The organism is Thiomonas sp., assembly GCF_034007205.1.
Classification (GTDB): Bacteria; Pseudomonadota; Gammaproteobacteria; order Burkholderiales; family Burkholderiaceae_C; genus Thiomonas.
Genome location: NZ_JAVERI010000017.1, coordinates 1 through 16,095 on the forward strand (window position 1 = coordinate 1; position 16,095 = coordinate 16,095).

The 16,095-nt window shown below is 67.2% G+C and carries 17 protein-coding genes; 1 reads left to right on the top strand and 16 read right to left on the bottom strand.

Features of this window, described 5'->3' with window-relative positions; all coding sequences use genetic code 11:
• The coding region (locus RBR52_RS12815) for a methyl-accepting chemotaxis protein (protein ID WP_320377669.1) at positions 1-467 on the top strand (467 nt) is incomplete at its 5' end.
• 468 nt (positions 468-935) lie between these two features.
• On the opposite strand, the gene fliN is transcribed toward RBR52_RS12815, so the two are convergent.
• The 16 genes from fliN to fliS form a co-directional block, all read right to left on the bottom strand.
• Positions 936-1,376: a flagellar motor switch protein FliN gene (fliN, locus tag RBR52_RS12820; RefSeq protein WP_320377670.1), complete on the bottom strand. Its 441-nt coding sequence runs from the start codon at positions 1,374-1,376 to the stop codon at positions 936-938.
• A 30-nt stretch (positions 1,377-1,406) separates the two neighbouring features.
• Positions 1,407-2,417 (bottom strand): flagellar motor switch protein FliM, encoded by a 1,011-nt coding sequence (fliM, locus tag RBR52_RS12825; protein WP_320377671.1) that lies wholly within the window; start codon positions 2,415-2,417, stop codon positions 1,407-1,409.
• 165 nt (positions 2,418-2,582) lie between these two features.
• The gene (gene fliL, locus RBR52_RS12830; RefSeq protein ID WP_320377672.1) at positions 2,583-3,152 is read right to left on the bottom strand and encodes a flagellar basal body-associated FliL family protein; all 570 of its coding nucleotides are present in this window, start codon (positions 3,150-3,152) and stop codon (positions 2,583-2,585) included.
• 164 nt (positions 3,153-3,316) lie between these two features.
• Positions 3,317-4,612: a flagellar hook-length control protein FliK gene (locus RBR52_RS12835; protein WP_320377673.1), complete on the bottom strand. Its 1,296-nt coding sequence runs from the start codon at positions 4,610-4,612 to the stop codon at positions 3,317-3,319.
• Between the two features lie 72 nt (positions 4,613-4,684).
• Positions 4,685-5,176: a flagellar export protein FliJ gene (locus RBR52_RS12840; protein WP_320377674.1), complete on the bottom strand. Its 492-nt coding sequence runs from the start codon at positions 5,174-5,176 to the stop codon at positions 4,685-4,687.
• 90 nt (positions 5,177-5,266) lie between these two features.
• Positions 5,267-6,628, bottom strand: a complete 1,362-nt coding sequence (locus tag RBR52_RS12845; protein WP_320377675.1) for a FliI/YscN family ATPase — start codon at positions 6,626-6,628, stop codon at positions 5,267-5,269.
• Positions 6,625-7,353: a FliH/SctL family protein gene (locus tag RBR52_RS12850; RefSeq protein ID WP_320377676.1), complete on the bottom strand. Its 729-nt coding sequence runs from the start codon at positions 7,351-7,353 to the stop codon at positions 6,625-6,627. The genes RBR52_RS12845 and RBR52_RS12850 overlap by 4 nt, the downstream gene beginning before the upstream one ends.
• Positions 7,354-7,389: 36 nt before the next feature.
• On the bottom strand, positions 7,390-8,406 hold the full coding sequence (gene fliG, locus RBR52_RS12855; RefSeq protein ID WP_320377677.1) for a flagellar motor switch protein FliG: 1,017 nt from the start codon (positions 8,404-8,406) through the stop codon (positions 7,390-7,392).
• Positions 8,396-10,093, bottom strand: coding sequence for a flagellar basal-body MS-ring/collar protein FliF (gene fliF, locus RBR52_RS12860; protein WP_320377678.1), 1,698 nt, complete (start codon positions 10,091-10,093; stop codon positions 8,396-8,398). The genes fliG and fliF overlap by 11 nt, the downstream gene beginning before the upstream one ends.
• 38 nt (positions 10,094-10,131) lie before the next feature.
• Positions 10,132-10,485 carry a flagellar hook-basal body complex protein FliE gene (gene fliE, locus RBR52_RS12865; RefSeq protein ID WP_320377679.1) on the bottom strand — a complete coding sequence of 118 codons (354 nt, stop codon included), beginning with the start codon at positions 10,483-10,485 and terminating at the stop codon, positions 10,132-10,134.
• Between the two features lie 87 nt (positions 10,486-10,572).
• Positions 10,573-12,066 (bottom strand): sigma-54 dependent transcriptional regulator, encoded by a 1,494-nt coding sequence (locus tag RBR52_RS12870; RefSeq protein ID WP_320377680.1) that lies wholly within the window; start codon positions 12,064-12,066, stop codon positions 10,573-10,575.
• A 125-nt stretch (positions 12,067-12,191) separates the two neighbouring features.
• Positions 12,192-13,343, bottom strand: a complete 1,152-nt coding sequence (locus RBR52_RS12875; protein WP_320377681.1) for a sigma-54 dependent transcriptional regulator — start codon at positions 13,341-13,343, stop codon at positions 12,192-12,194.
• On the bottom strand, positions 13,343-14,092 hold the full coding sequence (locus tag RBR52_RS12880) for an SPOR domain-containing protein (RefSeq protein WP_320377682.1): 750 nt from the start codon (positions 14,090-14,092) through the stop codon (positions 13,343-13,345). The genes RBR52_RS12875 and RBR52_RS12880 overlap by 1 nt, the downstream gene beginning before the upstream one ends.
• Positions 14,089-14,949, bottom strand: a complete 861-nt coding sequence (gene motD / locus RBR52_RS12885; protein ID WP_320377683.1) for a flagellar motor protein MotD — start codon at positions 14,947-14,949, stop codon at positions 14,089-14,091. Before motD ends, RBR52_RS12880 begins: the two co-directional genes overlap by 4 nt.
• 24 nt (positions 14,950-14,973) lie before the next feature.
• On the bottom strand, positions 14,974-15,579 hold the full coding sequence (locus RBR52_RS12890) for a PilZ domain-containing protein (protein WP_320377684.1): 606 nt from the start codon (positions 15,577-15,579) through the stop codon (positions 14,974-14,976).
• A gap of 87 nt (positions 15,580-15,666) precedes the next feature.
• On the bottom strand, positions 15,667-16,068 hold the full coding sequence (gene fliS / locus RBR52_RS12895; RefSeq protein WP_320377685.1) for a flagellar export chaperone FliS: 402 nt from the start codon (positions 16,066-16,068) through the stop codon (positions 15,667-15,669).
• Positions 16,069-16,095 lie beyond the last annotated feature (27 nt).

The following is a 16,095-nucleotide window of genomic DNA, read 5'->3' on the forward strand; positions in this document are numbered from 1 at the left end:
CCATGCAGGCAATAGCCGAGCGCATTTCCATCATCGACGACATCGCCTACCAGACCAATATGCTGGCTTTGAATGCCGCGATCGAGGCCGCCCGTGCCGGCGAGCATGGCAAGGGCTTTGCCGTGGTGGCCGCCGAGGTGCGCAAGCTCGCCGAGCGCTCGCAGGTGGCGGCCAAGGAGATCGGCGATCTGGCGGCCTCCACCGTCAGGCAGGCCGATGCCGCAGGCGGTCTGATCGCGCAGATCGTGCCCGCAGTGAGCAAGAACTCCGATCTGGTGCAGGAAATCTCCGCCGCCTCCGAAGAACTCGCCACCGGGGTGCAGAGCATCAATCAGGCCGTCGCCCAGCTCTCGGCCGTGACGCAGCAAAACGCCTCGGCCTCCGAAGAGCTTGCGGCCACCGCCGAAGAAATGAATGCGCAGGCGCAGGCCTTGCAGGAGAGCATGCGGCAGTTCAAGCTCGAATGAGAACGCAGCGGTTCGAGCCCCCCTCCCCGCTTCCCCCACTGCGTGGAGGAGGAGCAAACACCGGCGGGGGAAGCATGTTTGCTCCCTCCCCATTTGTGGGGAGGGTTGGGGTGGGGATGGGTGAGGAAGAACGGCGATGAATGGAGAACCCGCTCCCCCTCCCGACCTCCCCCAGCAAGTGGGGGAGGTGAGAACAGCGCTTCGCGCCACCTTCGGATGCCCCTCCCGACCTCCCCCAGCAAGTGGGGGAGGTGAGAACAGCGCTTCGCGCCACCTTCGGATGCCCCTCCCGACCTCCCCCACGAGTGGAGGAGGTGAGATCGGCCCCCTCTCCCTCCGGGAGAGGGTTGGGGTGAGGGTTCGCGGGCCAAGGCAACACCCCTCGCCGCCCAGCCGCCTCTAGGACGCGCGCCCTCCCGACCTCTCCACAGCATGGGGAGGGGTTTGCCGCGTCCGCCAGCCCGTGCATCAAGCCAAACGCCGGGCGCGCTCGGTCGGGCTGACGATGTCAGTCAGGCGGATGCCGAATTTGTCATTGACCAGCACGACTTCGCCCCGGGCGATGAGAAAGCCGTTGACCAGCACGTCCATCGGCTCGCCAGCAAGCCGGTCGAGGTCGACCACCGAGCCTTGCGCGAGTTGCAGCAGTTCGCGGATCTGGATCTTGGTGCGCCCGAGTTCGACCGAAAGCGTGACGGGTATGTCCATCACCAGATCGAGCTGCTCGTTGTGCGCGGCGCGGTCCTGATCGGCATGGAGTTCGGCAAAAGGCGCGGGCTGTACCTTGGCCTTCGGCTCGGGTGCGGCGGCGGCAGCGGGCGCGGCAGCCAGGCCCTGCTCCGCCATGGCTTCGCCCCAGTCGGCCAGATCGTCTGCGGCTGCGGTATGGGTGGGGGTGTCTTCTGCCATGAGAGTTCCTGCGGCCATGAGAAATCGGAATCAGGGCGCCGCATGCGCCAGCAGTTGGTCCCTCTCGGGCGCATCAGGGAAAAGCTGCTGGCGAATCTTGAGCGCCATCTTGTCGCCGTGCCGCCCGTACTCGCCCAGCAGCACGGGAATGCCATTGACCCGGGCCACCACGGTTTCGGGCATCTCGACCGGCAGCACATCGCCCACACGCAACTGCAGCAGCTCGCGCACCAGAACCTGGCGCTGCAACAGCTCCACGCGCATCTCCACTTCGGCCTCGCGCATTTCGGTCTGCAGCGCCTTGATCCAGCGGTGATCGACCTCGCTGCGATCGGTCGTCATGCCCGTGGTGAGCTGGTCGCGGATGGGCTCGATCATGCTGTAGGGAATGCACACATGCAGACTGCCGCCGCCGCCCTCGATCTCGACATTGAAGGTGGTGACGATGACCACTTCGGTCGGCGTGGCGATGTTGACGAACTGCGGGTTGACCTCGGAGCGCGTGACCTCGGGCTCCAGCGGCAACACCGGCGCCCAGGCGGTCTTGTATTCCTTGAACACCATGTCGAGCATGCGCTTGATGATGCGCTGCTCCAAAGCGGTGAAATCTCGGCCCTCGATGCGGGCGTGAAAGCGGCCATCGCCGCCGAAGAAGTTGTCGATCACGCTGAAGATCAGGCGCGGGTCGAAGATGAACAGCGCCGTGCCGCGCAGCGGCTTCATCTGCACCAGATTGAGGTTGCTGGGCACGACCAGGCCGCTGATGAATTCGTTGTACTTGACCAGCTTGACCGAAGACACGGAAATTTCGGATGCGCGCCGCAGAAAATTGAACAGGCTCACCCGCCACAGCCGGGCGAAGCGTTCGTTGATGACCTCCAGCGTGGGCATGCGCCCACGGACGATGCGATCCTGACTGGCCAGGTCGTAAGGGCGCACTCCGCCCTCGTCTGCCGTGTCCGGCTCGGCCACGGGCTCTTCGCCCGACAGCCCGCCAAAGAGGGCATCGACTTCGTCCTGGGAGAGAACGTCCTGGACCATGTCAGTTCCGCACGGCCGTTCCGAAGGAATTGACAGCCCCCCTGGGGGGCAGCGAGCAAAGCGAGCGTGGGGGTTGTTTCATGTCAGTTCCGCACGGCCGTTCCGAAGGAACTGACAGCCCCCCTGGGGGGCAGCGAGCAAAGCGAGCGTGGGGGTTGTTTCATCTCACTGCACCACGAAGGCGGTGAAAAACACGCCGTCGATCGGCGCCTTGGCGTGACCCTGCGCAGCCGGGGCCGCACCGCCCCCGCCGCCGTGACCGCCGCTGGCCGCGGCTGCCGCAGGCGCGCCTTCGAGCACCTTGTTCACCGAATGCAGGATTTCTTCGCGCAGGTGATCGCGCCCTTGCACCGTGTCGACCTTGTCTGTCGACTGGGCGGCGAGGATGCGCAGGATGTTGTTGCGGAGTTCGGGCATCATGAGCTTGACCTTGCCTTCAATGGATGGATCGTAAGTCTTGAGATCGATTTTCACCTGCAGGTAGTGCACCGTGCCGTCGCTGCTCTGCAGATTGGTGACGAAGGGCTCCATGCTGATGAAGCGCAGGTTCTTCGCCCGCTCGGCCGCGGCCTGCGCTGCCAGTTCGGCCGCGGTAGGGGGCACCTTGGGTTTCATCAGAAAAAATGCCGCGGCGCCGCCCCCCGCCATCAAGACGATGATCGCCACCAGAATGATGACGATCAACCTGGTCTTGCCGCCGCCCTGTTCCTTGGCCCTGGCCTCTTGCTCCGCCATACCCCGCTCCCGATGTGTTGATCTGGGCGAGCACGCTGCGCACCCATTGCGCGTGAAGCCCGATCAACGGCGCTTCACGGTTTGATTCAACGACACAGAGGCAGAGTTTTTGAAGGGGCGCCGCCTTGCGCGCCACACCCGCCGCGCTTTGAAGGGTCAGGCGTTCAAACATAGGTGTTGACCAATCCCTGTTGCCAGCGCACGACGGGGAGGGCGGAAGCCCCTGGCGAACTGACTGCAGCGATGTCGCCCATGGCGCCCGACCCCGATGTGCCGCGCTGCGCACGCGCCCGCTGATGCTCGCCCTGCCCGCCTTGCGCGCCGACGGAGGTCTGGCCGAGCGACAGCCCGGCGCCGGCAAACACATCACGCAACTGCGGCAGCGCCGCTTCCACCGCCTGCCGCACCACGGCATGCGCTGAAACGAACTGCGCCTGAACCTGGCCGTCGTGCATCTGTAGATGCACTTCCAGCGGCCCGAGTTGCGGCGGATTGAGGTGCAGCGTGGCGAATTGCTGCTGCCCCTGCGCCGCGAGCAGCACCTGCTGGTTCATCGCCTGCCCCCAGTCGGGCGCGCTCATGTGGGCCGACACCGTGCTCACCCACGTCGGCTGAGCGGCAGCACGGGTCTGCGGCAAACCCAAGGTCAGGGCCTGAGCGACCGGGGCGGGCGTCGCGGCCGACTGGCTTGAGTTTGAGTCGGCGTGGTTCGAGGGTGAAGTGCTCGGGGCCGAAAGCCCGGAGGCCGTGGCGATGGCCTGCTGCACGGCCGCGAAACGACTGGGCTGCGCGGTATCGGCGCCGTGGCCTGCCAGACTCTGCATCCACACGGGCAGGCTCTCGGCGCCCTTGCGGGCGACGCTGCCCGCCGATGCCTCCGTGCGCGCGGAAATCGCCTGTCCGTGGGGCAAGGGCAGGTCTTGCGCTGCGACCCGTGCGGTGGATGCGGGCAAGGCCTGGGCCTGCTTGTCTGCAACCGCAGCGGGCGCGGCCAGTGGCGCCTGCAGCATGGCGGCGAGCACGGAACCCGGTGCGGCAGGCGGCGTGGCCGAGGGCGCATCCTTCGAATCGGCCTTGCGCGCGTCCTGCGGCAAGACTTTGCCGCTTTGCGATGCCGCCATTGCCGCTTGGAGGGCGCCACTGGTGCTCAGCGTCTGCGCCGCGGCCGTTGCATTCGCGGCTGCCGGGTCTTGCGACGGCGCGCCTTGAAGCGTTTGCGCCGCATCGGCCTTACCTTGCGCCTGTGTCTTCGAAGACGGCGCATCGGCGGTTTGCTGCGCAGTGGACGGTCTGGCGGGCGCGGCAGCGGATGGCTCGGTCGGTTGCGCGGCCTTGTCCGCGCGCGAAAGCGCGTCGGCAAAGCGCGGTCCGCTCTCGGACTGAGACGTCGCTGCGCCGGAAGACGACGATTCGGCAGGCGATGCAGCGGCAGTGGAAACGGCAGGAACGATCAGCGGCATGATGGCGGCTCAAACGGCGGGATGCCCGTTCAAAGCAAAACCTGCGCCAGACCGTGTGGCTTTGCGATGACGCTAAAAATCCGACCGCTGTTGCGAGCTGGGCAGAAACTGCGACACCCGCCGCACCGCCCATTCCTGCAGGTTCTTCAGGGCGCTGGCCTTTTGTCCCTGACGCTGCTGTGCCTGATGCTGGTCGATCAACACCTCGAACGCCTTTTCGCGCTGGCGCAATGCCGTCCATTGCCCCATCAACTCGGTCAGGACGAGCTGCTGGCGGTCGAGTTCGATCTTTTGCGCCGTGATGGTCGACTCGATGCGATCGACAAAACCGCGCAGATCGCGCACCTGGCTCCAGGCGGCGCCCGTCGCACCCAGGCTGTCGATCTGCCCACGATATTGCGCGGCATAGCTTTCGAGCTGGGCCAGCTTCGCCCGGGCGGCCCTGAGAACTTCCTGCTGCTTGCCCACCCTCTGTCCCGCATTCTGAGCGGCGTCTACGGCTTGCGCATGCAAGGCCTGGAGGGTTTCCAGGCGTTGCGGGCTGAGGGTGTTGTCGTAGGTCATGCGCTGCGGGCCGAATGAAATTCAGCGAAAGTGTAAGCCTTGGGCCAGGACGGGCAGCGCGAATCCGAAACGGGAACCCAGACCAAAACGTCAAGAATCCGACGGGGCGGGCAGATACGGCGTCATCAGATCGGCCAGTTGCTGCCGGCTTTGCACCAGGCTCACGGCCTGGTGCAGGTCCTGGATCAGGAATTGGCGAATGCCCGCGTGCGCCTGCACCGCCTGATCGAGCTGCGGGTCGGCGCCCGGCGTGTAGGCGCCCACGGCGATGAGGTCCTGCTGGCTGGCATAGCGCGACTGCAGTTCCTTGAGCCTTTGCATGCGCCGCAGTTCGGGGGCGCTGGCGATGGCCGGCATCACGCGGCTGATCGATGCCTGCAGATCGATGGCCGGGAAATGCCCCTGCTCGGCCAGGCGGCGGCTGAGCACGATATGGCCGTCGAGTATCGCGCGCACATTGTCGGCCACCGGGTCTTGCTGGTCGTCGCCTTCCATCAGCACGGTGTAGAACGCGGTGATGCTGCCGCCGCCCTCCGGCCCGTTGCCCGCGCGCTCTACCAGCGCGGGCAGCTTGGCGAACACCGAGGGCGGAAAACCGCGCGCCGCCGGGGGCTCGCCTGCGGCCAGCGCCACCTCGCGCAGCGCCAGGGCGTAGCGGGTGATGGAATCCATCAGCAGCAGCACGTTCAGCCCCTGATCGCGGTAATACTCGGCCATCGCCGTGGCCAGACGCGCGCCGCGAATGCGCGTGAGCGCCGGCGCATCCGCCGGGGCAGCGATCACCACGGCCCTGCTGCGCCCTTGCCCGCCCAGAATGTCTTCGATGAACTCCTTGACCTCGCGGCCCCGCTCGCCGATGAGTCCGACGATGATGATGTCGGCATCGGTGTTGCGCGCCATCATGCCCAGCAGCACGCTCTTGCCCACCCCGCTGCCGGCGAACAGGCCCATGCGCGCGCCCCGGCCCACGGTGAACAGCGCATTGATCGCGCGCACGCCCACGTCGAGCGGCTGGCGCACCAGGGCACGGCTCAGGGGATTGATGGGCTGCGTCGACAAGGTGGTGTAGTTCGAGGCCAGCAGCGGCCCGTCGCCGTCGAGCGGGCGGCCGTTGCCGTCGAGCACGCGCCCGAGCAGCTCCGGCCCGACCGGGATGCGGATGTCGCCCGGCACCGGATACACCCGCGCCCCCGGCGTGAGCCCCTGCACCTCGCCCAGCGCCATGAGCTGCACATGATCGCCGTTGAAGCCCACCACTTCGGCGTCGATCACGCGGTTCTGTTCGGTGCTGATGCGGCAGCGTTCGCCCAGACTGGCCTGAAGCCCCTGCGCCTCCAGGATGAGCCCGCGCACCCGCACCAGGCTGCCGCTGTAAACCAGAGGCAAGGGCCCGCCCGACTGCAGGCGCAGTTGCAAGGTTTGCAGATGGCGCGATACCTCGGCCAGGCTCATTGCAGCCCTTCCTCGAACAGCCGCGCCATGATCTGCCGCCAGCGCTCTTCCACGCGCAGATCGAGCTCGCTCACCGCCTCGCGCGAGCGCCAGCGTCGGTCGGGTTTGGCGGTCTGACCAGGCGCGGCGGCATCCACGATCAAATCGCCGCGCTGCAGGGCGTCATCGGCCAGCAGGCCCACGCCCTGCGCTTCGAGCTCGGGCGCAGCGGTGCGCAGCACCTCCAGATCCAGCGGGTGCAGCCGCACCGAGGGCGAGCCGGCCTGCGCCGGAAACGCGGCCAGCGCCTTGCGCACGATGGGCAGCAAGGCCTCGGGCTGGGTGCGCAGCTCATGCAGCACGACCTGGCGCGCCAGTTCCAGCGCCAGCGCGACCAGCGCGGTCTCGGCCTCGGCGTCGAGCGCGGCAACGGGTTGGGTCAGGCGGGTGATGAGCGCCTGCAGCGTCTGCCGTTCCTGCTGTGCCTGTTCGCGTCCGGCGGCCAGACCCTCGGCGTGTCCGGCGGCATGGCCTTCGCGGCGCCCCTCTTCCAGCCCGGCCTGCCGTCCCTCCGTGCGGCCCTGCGCCTCGGCCTGCGCATAGACCGCCTCGAACTGCTGCGCGGTCGGCGGCCCGCCTGGGGTCTGGCGCGAGGCCGATGCTGCGGGCGCTGCGGCAGGGTCCATGTCCTGCGGTTGCCAGCGCCGGGCGGCCTGGGCGTTTTCCCTGGGAATGATGCGGCTCATGGCTGGCGTGCGAACCTGTCGTCAACTGCGCCCGGATCAGCCGATGAGCTGCTCGCCGCCACCGCTGCCGAGCTGGATCTGCCCGGCGGCCTCCAGGCGGGTGGCGATCTGCAGGATTTCCTTTTGCGCGCCCTCCACCTCGCTGAGCTTGACCGGGCCCTTGGCCTCCATGTCGTCGCGCAGCATCTCGGCCGCGCGCTTGGACATATTGCCGAGGAATTTCTCCTTGAGCGCATTGTTCGCTCCCTTGAGCGCCAGTATCAGCGTTTCGGACGAAATTTCGCGCATCAGGGTCTGCAGGCTGCGGTCGTCCACCTTGATCAGGTCGTCGAACACGAACATCTGTTCCTGCACCTTGGTCGCCAGTTCTTCGTCCTGCGAGCGCAGATGCTCCATGATGCTCGCCGACAGCGCGGTTTCCACCCGGTTGAGGATCTCCGCTGTGACCTTGGGCCCGCCCACGGCGCCGACCTGCACGCCCTGCGAGTCGCCCGAGAGCTGCTCTTCGAGCACTTCGTTGAGCTCGCGCAGCGCGCCGGGCTGCAGCCCGTCGAGCGCGGCCAGGCGCAGCATGGCTTCGTTGGCCTGGCGTTCGGGCAGAAAATGCAGCACCTCGCCGGCCTGCTCCGGCTCGATATAGGCCAGCACCAGCGCCACCACCTGCGGATGCTCCAGCTTGATGAGGTCGGCAATGGCGCGCGGTTCCAGCCATTTGAGGTTTTCCAGCCCACTCGACTCGCCGCCGTGCAGAATGCGCTCGATCAGCGAATTGGCGCGATCGCCGCCCAGCGCCTTGGTCAGCGCGCTGCGCAGAAACTCGTTGGAGCCCAGGCCCAGGGCGGTCTGCTTTTCGAGTTTTTCGCGAAACTCGCGCAGCACCGCATGCGCCTGATCGGCGCTCACCCGGCTGAGCTTGGACATGGCCACGCCCAGGCGCTGCACTTCGCGCGGCGCGAGATGGCGCATGATCTCCGCCGCCTGATCCTCGCCCAGGCTCAGCAGCAGCACGGCGGCACGGTCGAGCCCGCTGAAATCGGCGTTTTCACTGGCCATCGGACAGCCACTCCTTCACCACCTGCGCCGCGCGCCGCGGGTCTTGTTTGACCAGTTCGCGCGAGACCGCCGCATCCGACTCCAGCGTATTGCTCAAATGCACCGTGTCCGGGGCCAGCGCGCCGGGCAGTCCCGCCGCCGCCCGTTCAGTCCCCGCGCTCACGCCGGGCGACGCCTGAGCGCTTTCCTCTGTCGCAGCGGTGCGCGCACCCGCGCCCGGCTCGGCCGCTTGTTCGCCCCGACGCCGCTTGCCCCCGCTCGCCGCCTTGCGCATGGCGCGGTAGGCCAGGAAACCGAGGATGAGCGCGATCGCATAGGGCACGGCCTGCCGCACGGCGTCCCAGACCCAGGGCTGGCGCCACAGCGGCAACTGCTTCTCGGCTTCCTTCTGCGCCGCGGTGAACGGCATGTTGACGATGCTCACCGTGTCGCCGCGCTTGGCGTCGAAACCGATGGCGTTTTCCACGAGCTGTTTCATCTGCGCCAGTTGCGCTGCGCTCAGCGGCGCGGGCTTGCCGGCCCTGGTCTGATCGTTGACCAGCACCGAGACCGACAGCCGCTTGACCCTGCCGACGGGCTGCTGGGTGTGGCTGACGGTCTTGTCGAGGTCGTAATTGGTCGTCGCCGACGAACTCGCCGCAGTGGGCGCGAGGGTCTTCAGGCTGGGGGTGATCTGCGCGAGCTGCTGCGGCGTGAGCGGCGCCGAGGCCGAACCCACGGTGAACGGCGCGGTCACCCCGCCCGGCGGCTGGTTGGTCAGCGCTCCGGGCACTCCGGCGGGAAGCCCCGCGTTGCCGGTGGACGTGGTGCTCTGCTGTTGCTGACTGAGCACATGGCCCTGGCCGTAGAACACCGAGCTGGATTCGCTCCTGGCGAAATCGAGGTCGGCCGAAACCGCCACGCGCACCCCGTCGTTGCCCACCAGTGGCGCGAGCAGCGCCTCGATCTGCTTGCGATACTGCTGCTCGATGGTGTTGCGATAGGCGAGCTGATCGGGCTGGATGCCGCTGTCGGCGCGCGTTCCTGCGGTGAGCAGGTTGCCGTCCTGGTCGATCACGCTGACGTTCTTGTCGGGCAACCCCGCCACTGCGGACGACACCAGATGCACGATGCCCGCGACCTGCGCGCCGCTGAGCACCCGGCCCGGATAGAGCTTGAGCAGCACCGAGGCCGAGGGCTTCTCCGCCTCGCTCAGGAACACCGAGGGCTTGGGGATGGCCAGATGCACCGTGGCCGATTGCACCGCCGAGAGCGACTCGATGGTGCGCCCCAGCGATCCCTCGAGCGCGCGCTGGTAGTTGATGCGCTCGACGAACTGGCTGGTGCCCATCGGCTCGTTGTCGAGCACCTCGAAGCCCACGCCGGCGCCTCTGGGCAGGCCGTCGGCGGCGAGTTTCATGCGGGTGGCGTACACCTGCGACGACGGCACTTCGATCACCGCGCCGCCGCCGGTGATGCGGTAGGGGATATTGAGCTTCTGCAGCTCGCCGATGACCGCGCCGCCGTCGCGCTCGGACAGATTGGTGTAGAGCACCTGGTAGTCGAGCCGCGTCGTCCACATCAGGGTGACGATGATGAGCGCGATCAACGCCGCCAGCCCCGCCAGCCAGGTGAAGCGCTGGTTCATGTTCATCTGGCGGAAGGCACCCAAGGGGTCTTGCAGCGCGGCGGCAGGGGTCGTGGCCATGAGGGGGCGTCAGGAGAGATGCGTCAAAAATATGTCAGTCAGGCCTGGATATTCATGATGTCCTGATACGCCGAAACGAGCTTGTTGCGCACCTGCAGCACCGCCTGGAAAGACAGGCTGGCCTTCTGCGAAGCGAGCATCACATCGCTCAGACTCACATCGCCCGCGCCCGAAACGAACTGCTGCTGCAGGGCATTGGCGTGCTGCAGCTCGCCGCTCACCCCGTCGACGGCGCTCTTGAGCGTGGCGGCGAAGTCGGCCTGCTGCGAGGCAGCCGTCGCCCCCAGCGCGGCGGCGGCGTTGCCGCCCACCGCAGCGGCAGGCCGGGCGGCGGCTTGCGCGGTGAGGCTGCGCATCTGCGCGAGCACGCTTTGCATGGGATCGATCTGCATGAGGCCTCCGGCAAATTTTCGTCGATTCAACCGGCTGAAAACCGGCATTTTGGCCCTTCGAAGCAAAAGGCGTTCCAACGGCTGAAATCAAGGCAGGTCGGGCCAATCGGGCAACTTCAACCCGGCTTCGCGCAGCTTTTGCAGTTTGTGCCGCAGCGTTCGCGGGCTGATGCCCAGTTGCTGCGCAGCCCGCTGCTTCGAACCCTGGCTGTGCACCAAGGCCTCGGCGATGAGCTGGCGCTCGTTCAGCGCCAGCTCGCTGCCCAGGTCGCCTGCGAAGGTTTGCGGCGAAGGTGCGGGCTGGCGCTGCGGCGGCACCGGGTCGCGTTGCGCCATCTGCGCGGCGGCTGGGGGGAACAGCAGATCGTCCGCCGAAATCACCCCGTTCTGGCTGAGGATGGCCGCGCGCTGCATCACGTTGTCGAGCTCGCGCACATTGCCCGGCCAGCGGTGCGCCAGCAGCGCCTGCTGCGCCGAAGGTTCGAGTCGGGGTACCGGCGTGATACCAAACTGCGCCGCATGCCGCGCCAGCATGGCCCTGGCCAGCGGCAGGATGTCGTCGCGCCGCTCGCGCAGCGGCGGAATCTGCACGGGAAACACGTTCAGGCGGTAATACACGTCCTCGCGCAGCACGCCCTGCTGCACCGCCTGTTGCAGGTCGCGGTTGCTGGTGGCGACGATGCGCACGTCGAGCACGATACGCTTGCGCCCGCCCAGCCGCTCGATCTCGCGCTCCTGCAGCACACGCAGCAGCTTGGCCTGCAGCGCCGGCGCCATCTCCGTCACCTCGTCGAGCAGCAGGGTGCCGCCCTGCGCCTGCTCGAACTTCCCCGGCGCCGACTGCCCTGCACCGGTAAAGGCGCCCTTCTCGAAGCCGAACAGTGTGGCTTCGAGCAGCGTTTCGGGAATGGCGGCGCAGTTGATGGCGATGAACGGCCCTGCGGCGCGCGGCGACTGCGCATGCACCAGGCGCGCCATCACCTCCTTGCCCACGCCGCTTTCGCCCAGCAGCATGACGGTGACATCGGTCTGCGCGGCACGTCGCACGAGGGTCAGGATCTGCTGCATCGCGGCGGATTCGGCCACCAGCGCGCCGGTCGGTACGGTCGGTGGCGCGGCCGGTGGTCTTGCACCGGCAGCCGCCGTGGGTGCCGAAGTCGCGGCTTGGATCGATGCTGCGCGCGCCTTGTCTTTCGGCAAGGTCAAAGACGCCGCCGCCGGAACGAACTGACGGATCTTCGACAGCACCTGCGCGAGTTCGACGGGAGCGCTCAGATAATCCGCCGCGCCGCTTTGCAGCGCCTGCACCGCCGCCTGCACAGAGGCATGCCGCGCCATCATCAGCACCGGCAGCGTGGGGTGCAGGCCGTGCAGCCGACTCAGCACGCGCGCGGCGTCGATCCCCGCGCCGTCACCGTCGCAAAACACCAGATCGGGCGACCAGCCCTGCTCGACCGACCGCAACGCCGTGTCCTGTGCCGTGTGCAGCGCGGCCACGCAGCCCGCACCCTGCAGTGCGTCGCAAAGGCGCTGCCCGCGCTCGGCGTCGTGGTCGATCAGCAAAATGCGTGGGGAGGTCATCGAAGAAATCGAAATCAGCGGGTGAAAACGAGAGGGCATACAGCGTGGCAGCCAGTTAGCAAAACCAAGACCTGATAGGTGACGATTTTCCGTCACTCGCACGCGCCCTCGGGCAAGTTGCGAATTTACCCGCGCGCCTCGGCGCCCAGGCCGTATTTGCGGATTTTCTCCACCAGGGTGGTGCGGCGCAGGCCGAGGTGCTGCGCCGCATGCGCGATGACATGGCGGCTGCGCTGCAGCGCCTGTTCAATCAGGCTGCGTTCGATCTGCTCCAGATAGGCGCGCAGGTCCATGCCCTCTTCGGGCAGGACGGGCTGCAGCACGGGCTCGGTCATCGCTTCCATCAGAGCGTGCAGGCCCTCCTGGTCGCCCTCCTCGGGCGCGTCGATACCCACCGGTTCGGGTAGAGCCGCCACGTCCATGCCAGACTCACGCCCCGGATCGCCGCCCGCACGCAGCTTGGGCGGCAGGTCGACCAGGCGCACGATGGAACCGGCGTGCAGGATGAGCAGCCGCTCCATCAGGTTCTGCAACTCGCGCACATTGCCCGGCCAGCGATAGTGCAACAGCGCCTGCTGCACCCCGTCGCCGAATCGCACCCGCCCCAGCCCCTGCGCCTCCAGGCGCTGCAAGGCATGTTCGGCCAACTGCAGAATGTCTTCGCCGCGCTGGCGCAGCGGCGGCACCTGCAGCGGAAACACGTTCAGGCGGTAGTAGAGGTCTTCGCGGAACTGACCCAGACCGATTCTCTGCTCCAGATCGCGGTGGGTCGCTGCGACGATGCGCGCCTGCGCCGGCAGCACTTCGCTGCCCCCCACCCGCTCGAAGCACTTCTCCTGCAGCACCCGCAGGATCTTGACCTGCAGGGGCGGACTCATTTCGGCGATTTCGTCGAGAAACAGCGTGCCGCGTCCGGCCAGTTCGAACCGGCCCTTGCGCGCGTTGAGCGCCCCGGTGAACGCGCCGCGCTCATGACCGAACAGCTCGCTCTCCATCAGCTCGCCGGGAATGGCGCCGCAATTCACCGCAACGAAAGGCCGGGCGGCGCGCGGCGACTGCAGATGCACGCTGCGCGCCACCAGTTCCTTGCCCGTGCCCGACTCACCGAGCACCAGTACCGTGCTGTCGGTCTGCGCCACGCGGCGTATCTGCTCGCGCAGCGCGCGCATCGGCGGGCTTTCGCCCAGCAGCAGATCGGAGCGGTCGGTCATCGGCAGGTGAGGTGCGCGGTCGTCGAGCATGGCGACATTCTCGCAGCCCCGCGGATGCGGGGGCATCAACCCAACTTGCGCAAAATGCCTTCCACCCCGGTGAGCTTGCGCAGCGGAGCCCGCGCATCGCGCGCCGCTGCCGCATTTTTGTAGGGGCCCACAAAAAACAGATGCAGCCCGCGCACCTGCCTTGCGGCCACGCAGACCCGGGTGTAACCCGCACGATGCAGCTTCTGCGCCAGACGATCGATGCTCTGCTGCTTGCCGAATGCGCCGACCTGCACATACCAGCCCGCCGTGCGGCAAACGCCCACTGCCCCGGCGCGCTTGGGCTGCGCCACAGGCTTGGGTTTGGGTGCAGCGCGTTCAGGGGCGGGCCTGGGCGCGACCCCGGTTCGCACCGCCGAACTCGCAGTCTGAGGTATAGCCGTTTGCGTCTTGATGGGTGCCGAGGCGGCATTTGCAGGCGCCGAGCTGACCGCAGCAGCCTCGGACGCCGTCGCCGCCGCAGCACCCGTTTGGGGTGCGCTGGCCGCAGACAGCGCATTCATCGCGGCCGCCGCCGCCCGCTCCTGCTGCGCCGTGCTCATCGCAGGCTTGGGTTGGGCCGTTGCCACGGCGGAGGCCGCACGCGTCGCCAGGTTGGAAGCGCTCGACGCAGGGTGTATGACCGTGCTCTTGGAGCCCGGCGCAGTTTGACGCAAACCGAACACGGCCCAGGCGACGAGGCCCAGAAGGATGAGAATACCGAGGACGAGAATGCTGCGATTGAGCCAGCGCAGGCGGTTTTTCAGGGGTTGGAGATCGTCGTTCAAGAGGGTTTTCCAGTGCTGGGGGGCTTGGTTGTCGGCGGCGTGGCGGGCGCTTCGGCGGAGATGATGGGGGTGTCGCTCACATTCGTATTGTTCAGCGGCGACACGATCACCACGCTGACGCGGCGGTTGGCTGCGCGGCCCTTGGCCGTGTCGTTGGATTCGACCGGATGATATTGACCATACCCCGCAGCGACAAGCTGTTCGGGTTTCACTCCCTGGGCGATGAACATTTCCACCACCGAAACCGCACGCGCCGACGACAGCGCCCAGTTGGACGGGAACTGCGGGGTATTGATGGGCCGATCATCGGTATAGCCATTGACCTGGATCGGGTAAGGCACCCCCTGCAGCACCCCGGCGATCTGGTCGAGCAGATCCCGAGCCTGCGGCGTCAGCGCCGCCTGACCCGAAGCGAACAGCACGGTGTCATGGATGTCGATGACCACACCAAGCGGGGTCAGGCGCACGCGCACATCGCCCTTGCGAATCGCGCCGGCGAGCAGCTCCTCGATCTTTTGGGCCACGCCCTGCAGCGCCTTCTGCACTTCCTTGGCCGCCGGCCCACCCCGCCCAGGCTGAATGATCTCGGGTTTTTGCGGCTTGGGAAGGGGCGGCAGATCGACGGCCGAAGGCGTGCTGTTGAACGGCTGACCCACCGGCACCGGGTTGGGCGTGGTCGGCTGGCCGGTGAAGGCCGCAATCATGGTCTGCGACAAGACCTTGTACTTGCCTTCGTTGAGCGAGGAGATCGAATACATCACCACGAAAAACGCGAACAGCAGGGTGATGAAGTCGGCATACGACACCAGCCAGCGCTCGTGGTTTTCGTGTTCTTCGGGGGCTTTTTCGCGGGCCATGATTCAATTCATTCGGACGCAGGCTCAAGCGCGCTGGCGCTGCTGCGCCACCTGGCGGCGATGGTGACGGAAAATCAGCCGGTCGAGGTCGTTCTGCACCGGCTGATCGAGGGGATCGAATTCCAGGGTGTGCCAGAACTGGCCGCGGTCGGGGCGCTGTTCGGTGATCAGCCCGGAGAGCACCAGCGGCAGGGCGATGCGATGGCGCAGGTAGATGCGCGCCCACAGCCGCCGCCCGAGTTCGAGCGACTGCTCGCTGGCCCAGCGCAGTTTGCGCGACGACAGCGCACAGGGTCGCTCGGGCGGCAGGTTGCCCAGACCGCGCAGCGCCGCGCTGGCCATCAGCAGCAGCAGATCGACGCGGCGTTCCAGGTTTTGGATCGGGTCGGCGCGGCCATGTTCGCTATCGTGCGACACGGGAGGCTCGTCGAGCATCAGCAGGGCGCGCAGCAGGGTGTTGTTGTCGGCCATGACCTCGGCGCGCGCCTGCGGGGGATCGAGTTCGTCCAGCCAGTCCAGCGGAAAGACCCCGTCGAGCTGCACCGCCGCGACCGCGCCGTGCAGCGCGTCGGGGTGACTGGCGAAAAAACGGGAATCGGGGAAATCGGTGGATTCGTTGGACTGGGACATGGCGGTCGTCTCCGGCGCGTGGACAGGCGTCGCATTCTCCCATCACAGCAAAAGCCGGACCAATCCGTGCATCCACGCAGACCCCGCTCAGGCCGCCGCCTGCTCCAGCCCCCGATGCCAGGAATCGCGCAGCGCCGCCACCACGATGCGGCAGTCGTCGATGGCCTGCAGGTCGTCGAAGATATTGGCCTGCGCCAGCCGTTCGAGCAGATAGGTGTAGATGCGCGCCAGACGCTCGCCCACCGGCTGTTCGCCGGGTTGCGCGGCGTCGGGCAAGGCGGCCAGCAGATGCTCGACGATCTGGTAGGCGCGTCCGAGCGACTGTCCCTTGAGCGGCAAATCCTTGCCGTTCGGGTTGCGCAGGGCGTTTTCCGCCCGGCGCAGGTATTCGAGGATGCCGTCGAGCCCGAGGGCATAGAGCCTGTCGCCGGCGATCCCCTGGTTTTCCACCTGGCGATAGGCGCGCATGGCAAAAGCGGCTGCACTCATGAAACTCTCCTGAATTTTCAGCAATGG

Coding starts and splice junctions, on each gene's coding strand:
- fliM (WP_320377671.1), bottom strand. CDS start 2,417: ATGGTCCAGGACGTTCTCTCCCAGGACGAAGTCGATGCCCTCTTTGGC.
- fliL (WP_320377672.1), bottom strand. CDS start 3,152: ATGGCGGAGCAAGAGGCCAGGGCCAAGGAACAGGGCGGCGGCAAGACC.
- fliG (WP_320377677.1), bottom strand. CDS start 8,406: ATGGCCAGTGAAAACGCCGATTTCAGCGGGCTCGACCGTGCCGCCGTG.
- RBR52_RS12850 (WP_320377676.1), bottom strand. CDS start 7,353: ATGAGCCGCATCATTCCCAGGGAAAACGCCCAGGCCGCCCGGCGCTGG.
- fliE (WP_320377679.1), bottom strand. CDS start 10,485: ATGCAGATCGATCCCATGCAAAGCGTGCTCGCGCAGATGCGCAGCCTC.
- motD (WP_320377683.1), bottom strand. CDS start 14,949: ATGGCCCGCGAAAAAGCCCCCGAAGAACACGAAAACCACGAGCGCTGG.
- RBR52_RS12835 (WP_320377673.1), bottom strand. CDS start 4,612: ATGCCGCTGATCGTTCCTGCCGTTTCCACTGCCGCTGCATCGCCTGCC.
- fliF (WP_320377678.1), bottom strand. CDS start 10,093: ATGGCCACGACCCCTGCCGCCGCGCTGCAAGACCCCTTGGGTGCCTTC.
- RBR52_RS12840 (WP_320377674.1), bottom strand. CDS start 5,176: ATGACCTACGACAACACCCTCAGCCCGCAACGCCTGGAAACCCTCCAG.
- fliS (WP_320377685.1), bottom strand. CDS start 16,068: ATGAGTGCAGCCGCTTTTGCCATGCGCGCCTATCGCCAGGTGGAAAAC.
- RBR52_RS12875 (WP_320377681.1), bottom strand. CDS start 13,343: ATGCCCCCGCATCCGCGGGGCTGCGAGAATGTCGCCATGCTCGACGAC.
- fliN (WP_320377670.1), bottom strand. CDS start 1,376: ATGGCAGAAGACACCCCCACCCATACCGCAGCCGCAGACGATCTGGCC.
- RBR52_RS12845 (WP_320377675.1), bottom strand. CDS start 6,628: ATGAGCCTGGCCGAGGTATCGCGCCATCTGCAAACCTTGCAACTGCGC.
- RBR52_RS12890 (WP_320377684.1), bottom strand. CDS start 15,579: ATGTCCCAGTCCAACGAATCCACCGATTTCCCCGATTCCCGTTTTTTC.
- RBR52_RS12870 (WP_320377680.1), bottom strand. CDS start 12,066: ATGACCTCCCCACGCATTTTGCTGATCGACCACGACGCCGAGCGCGGG.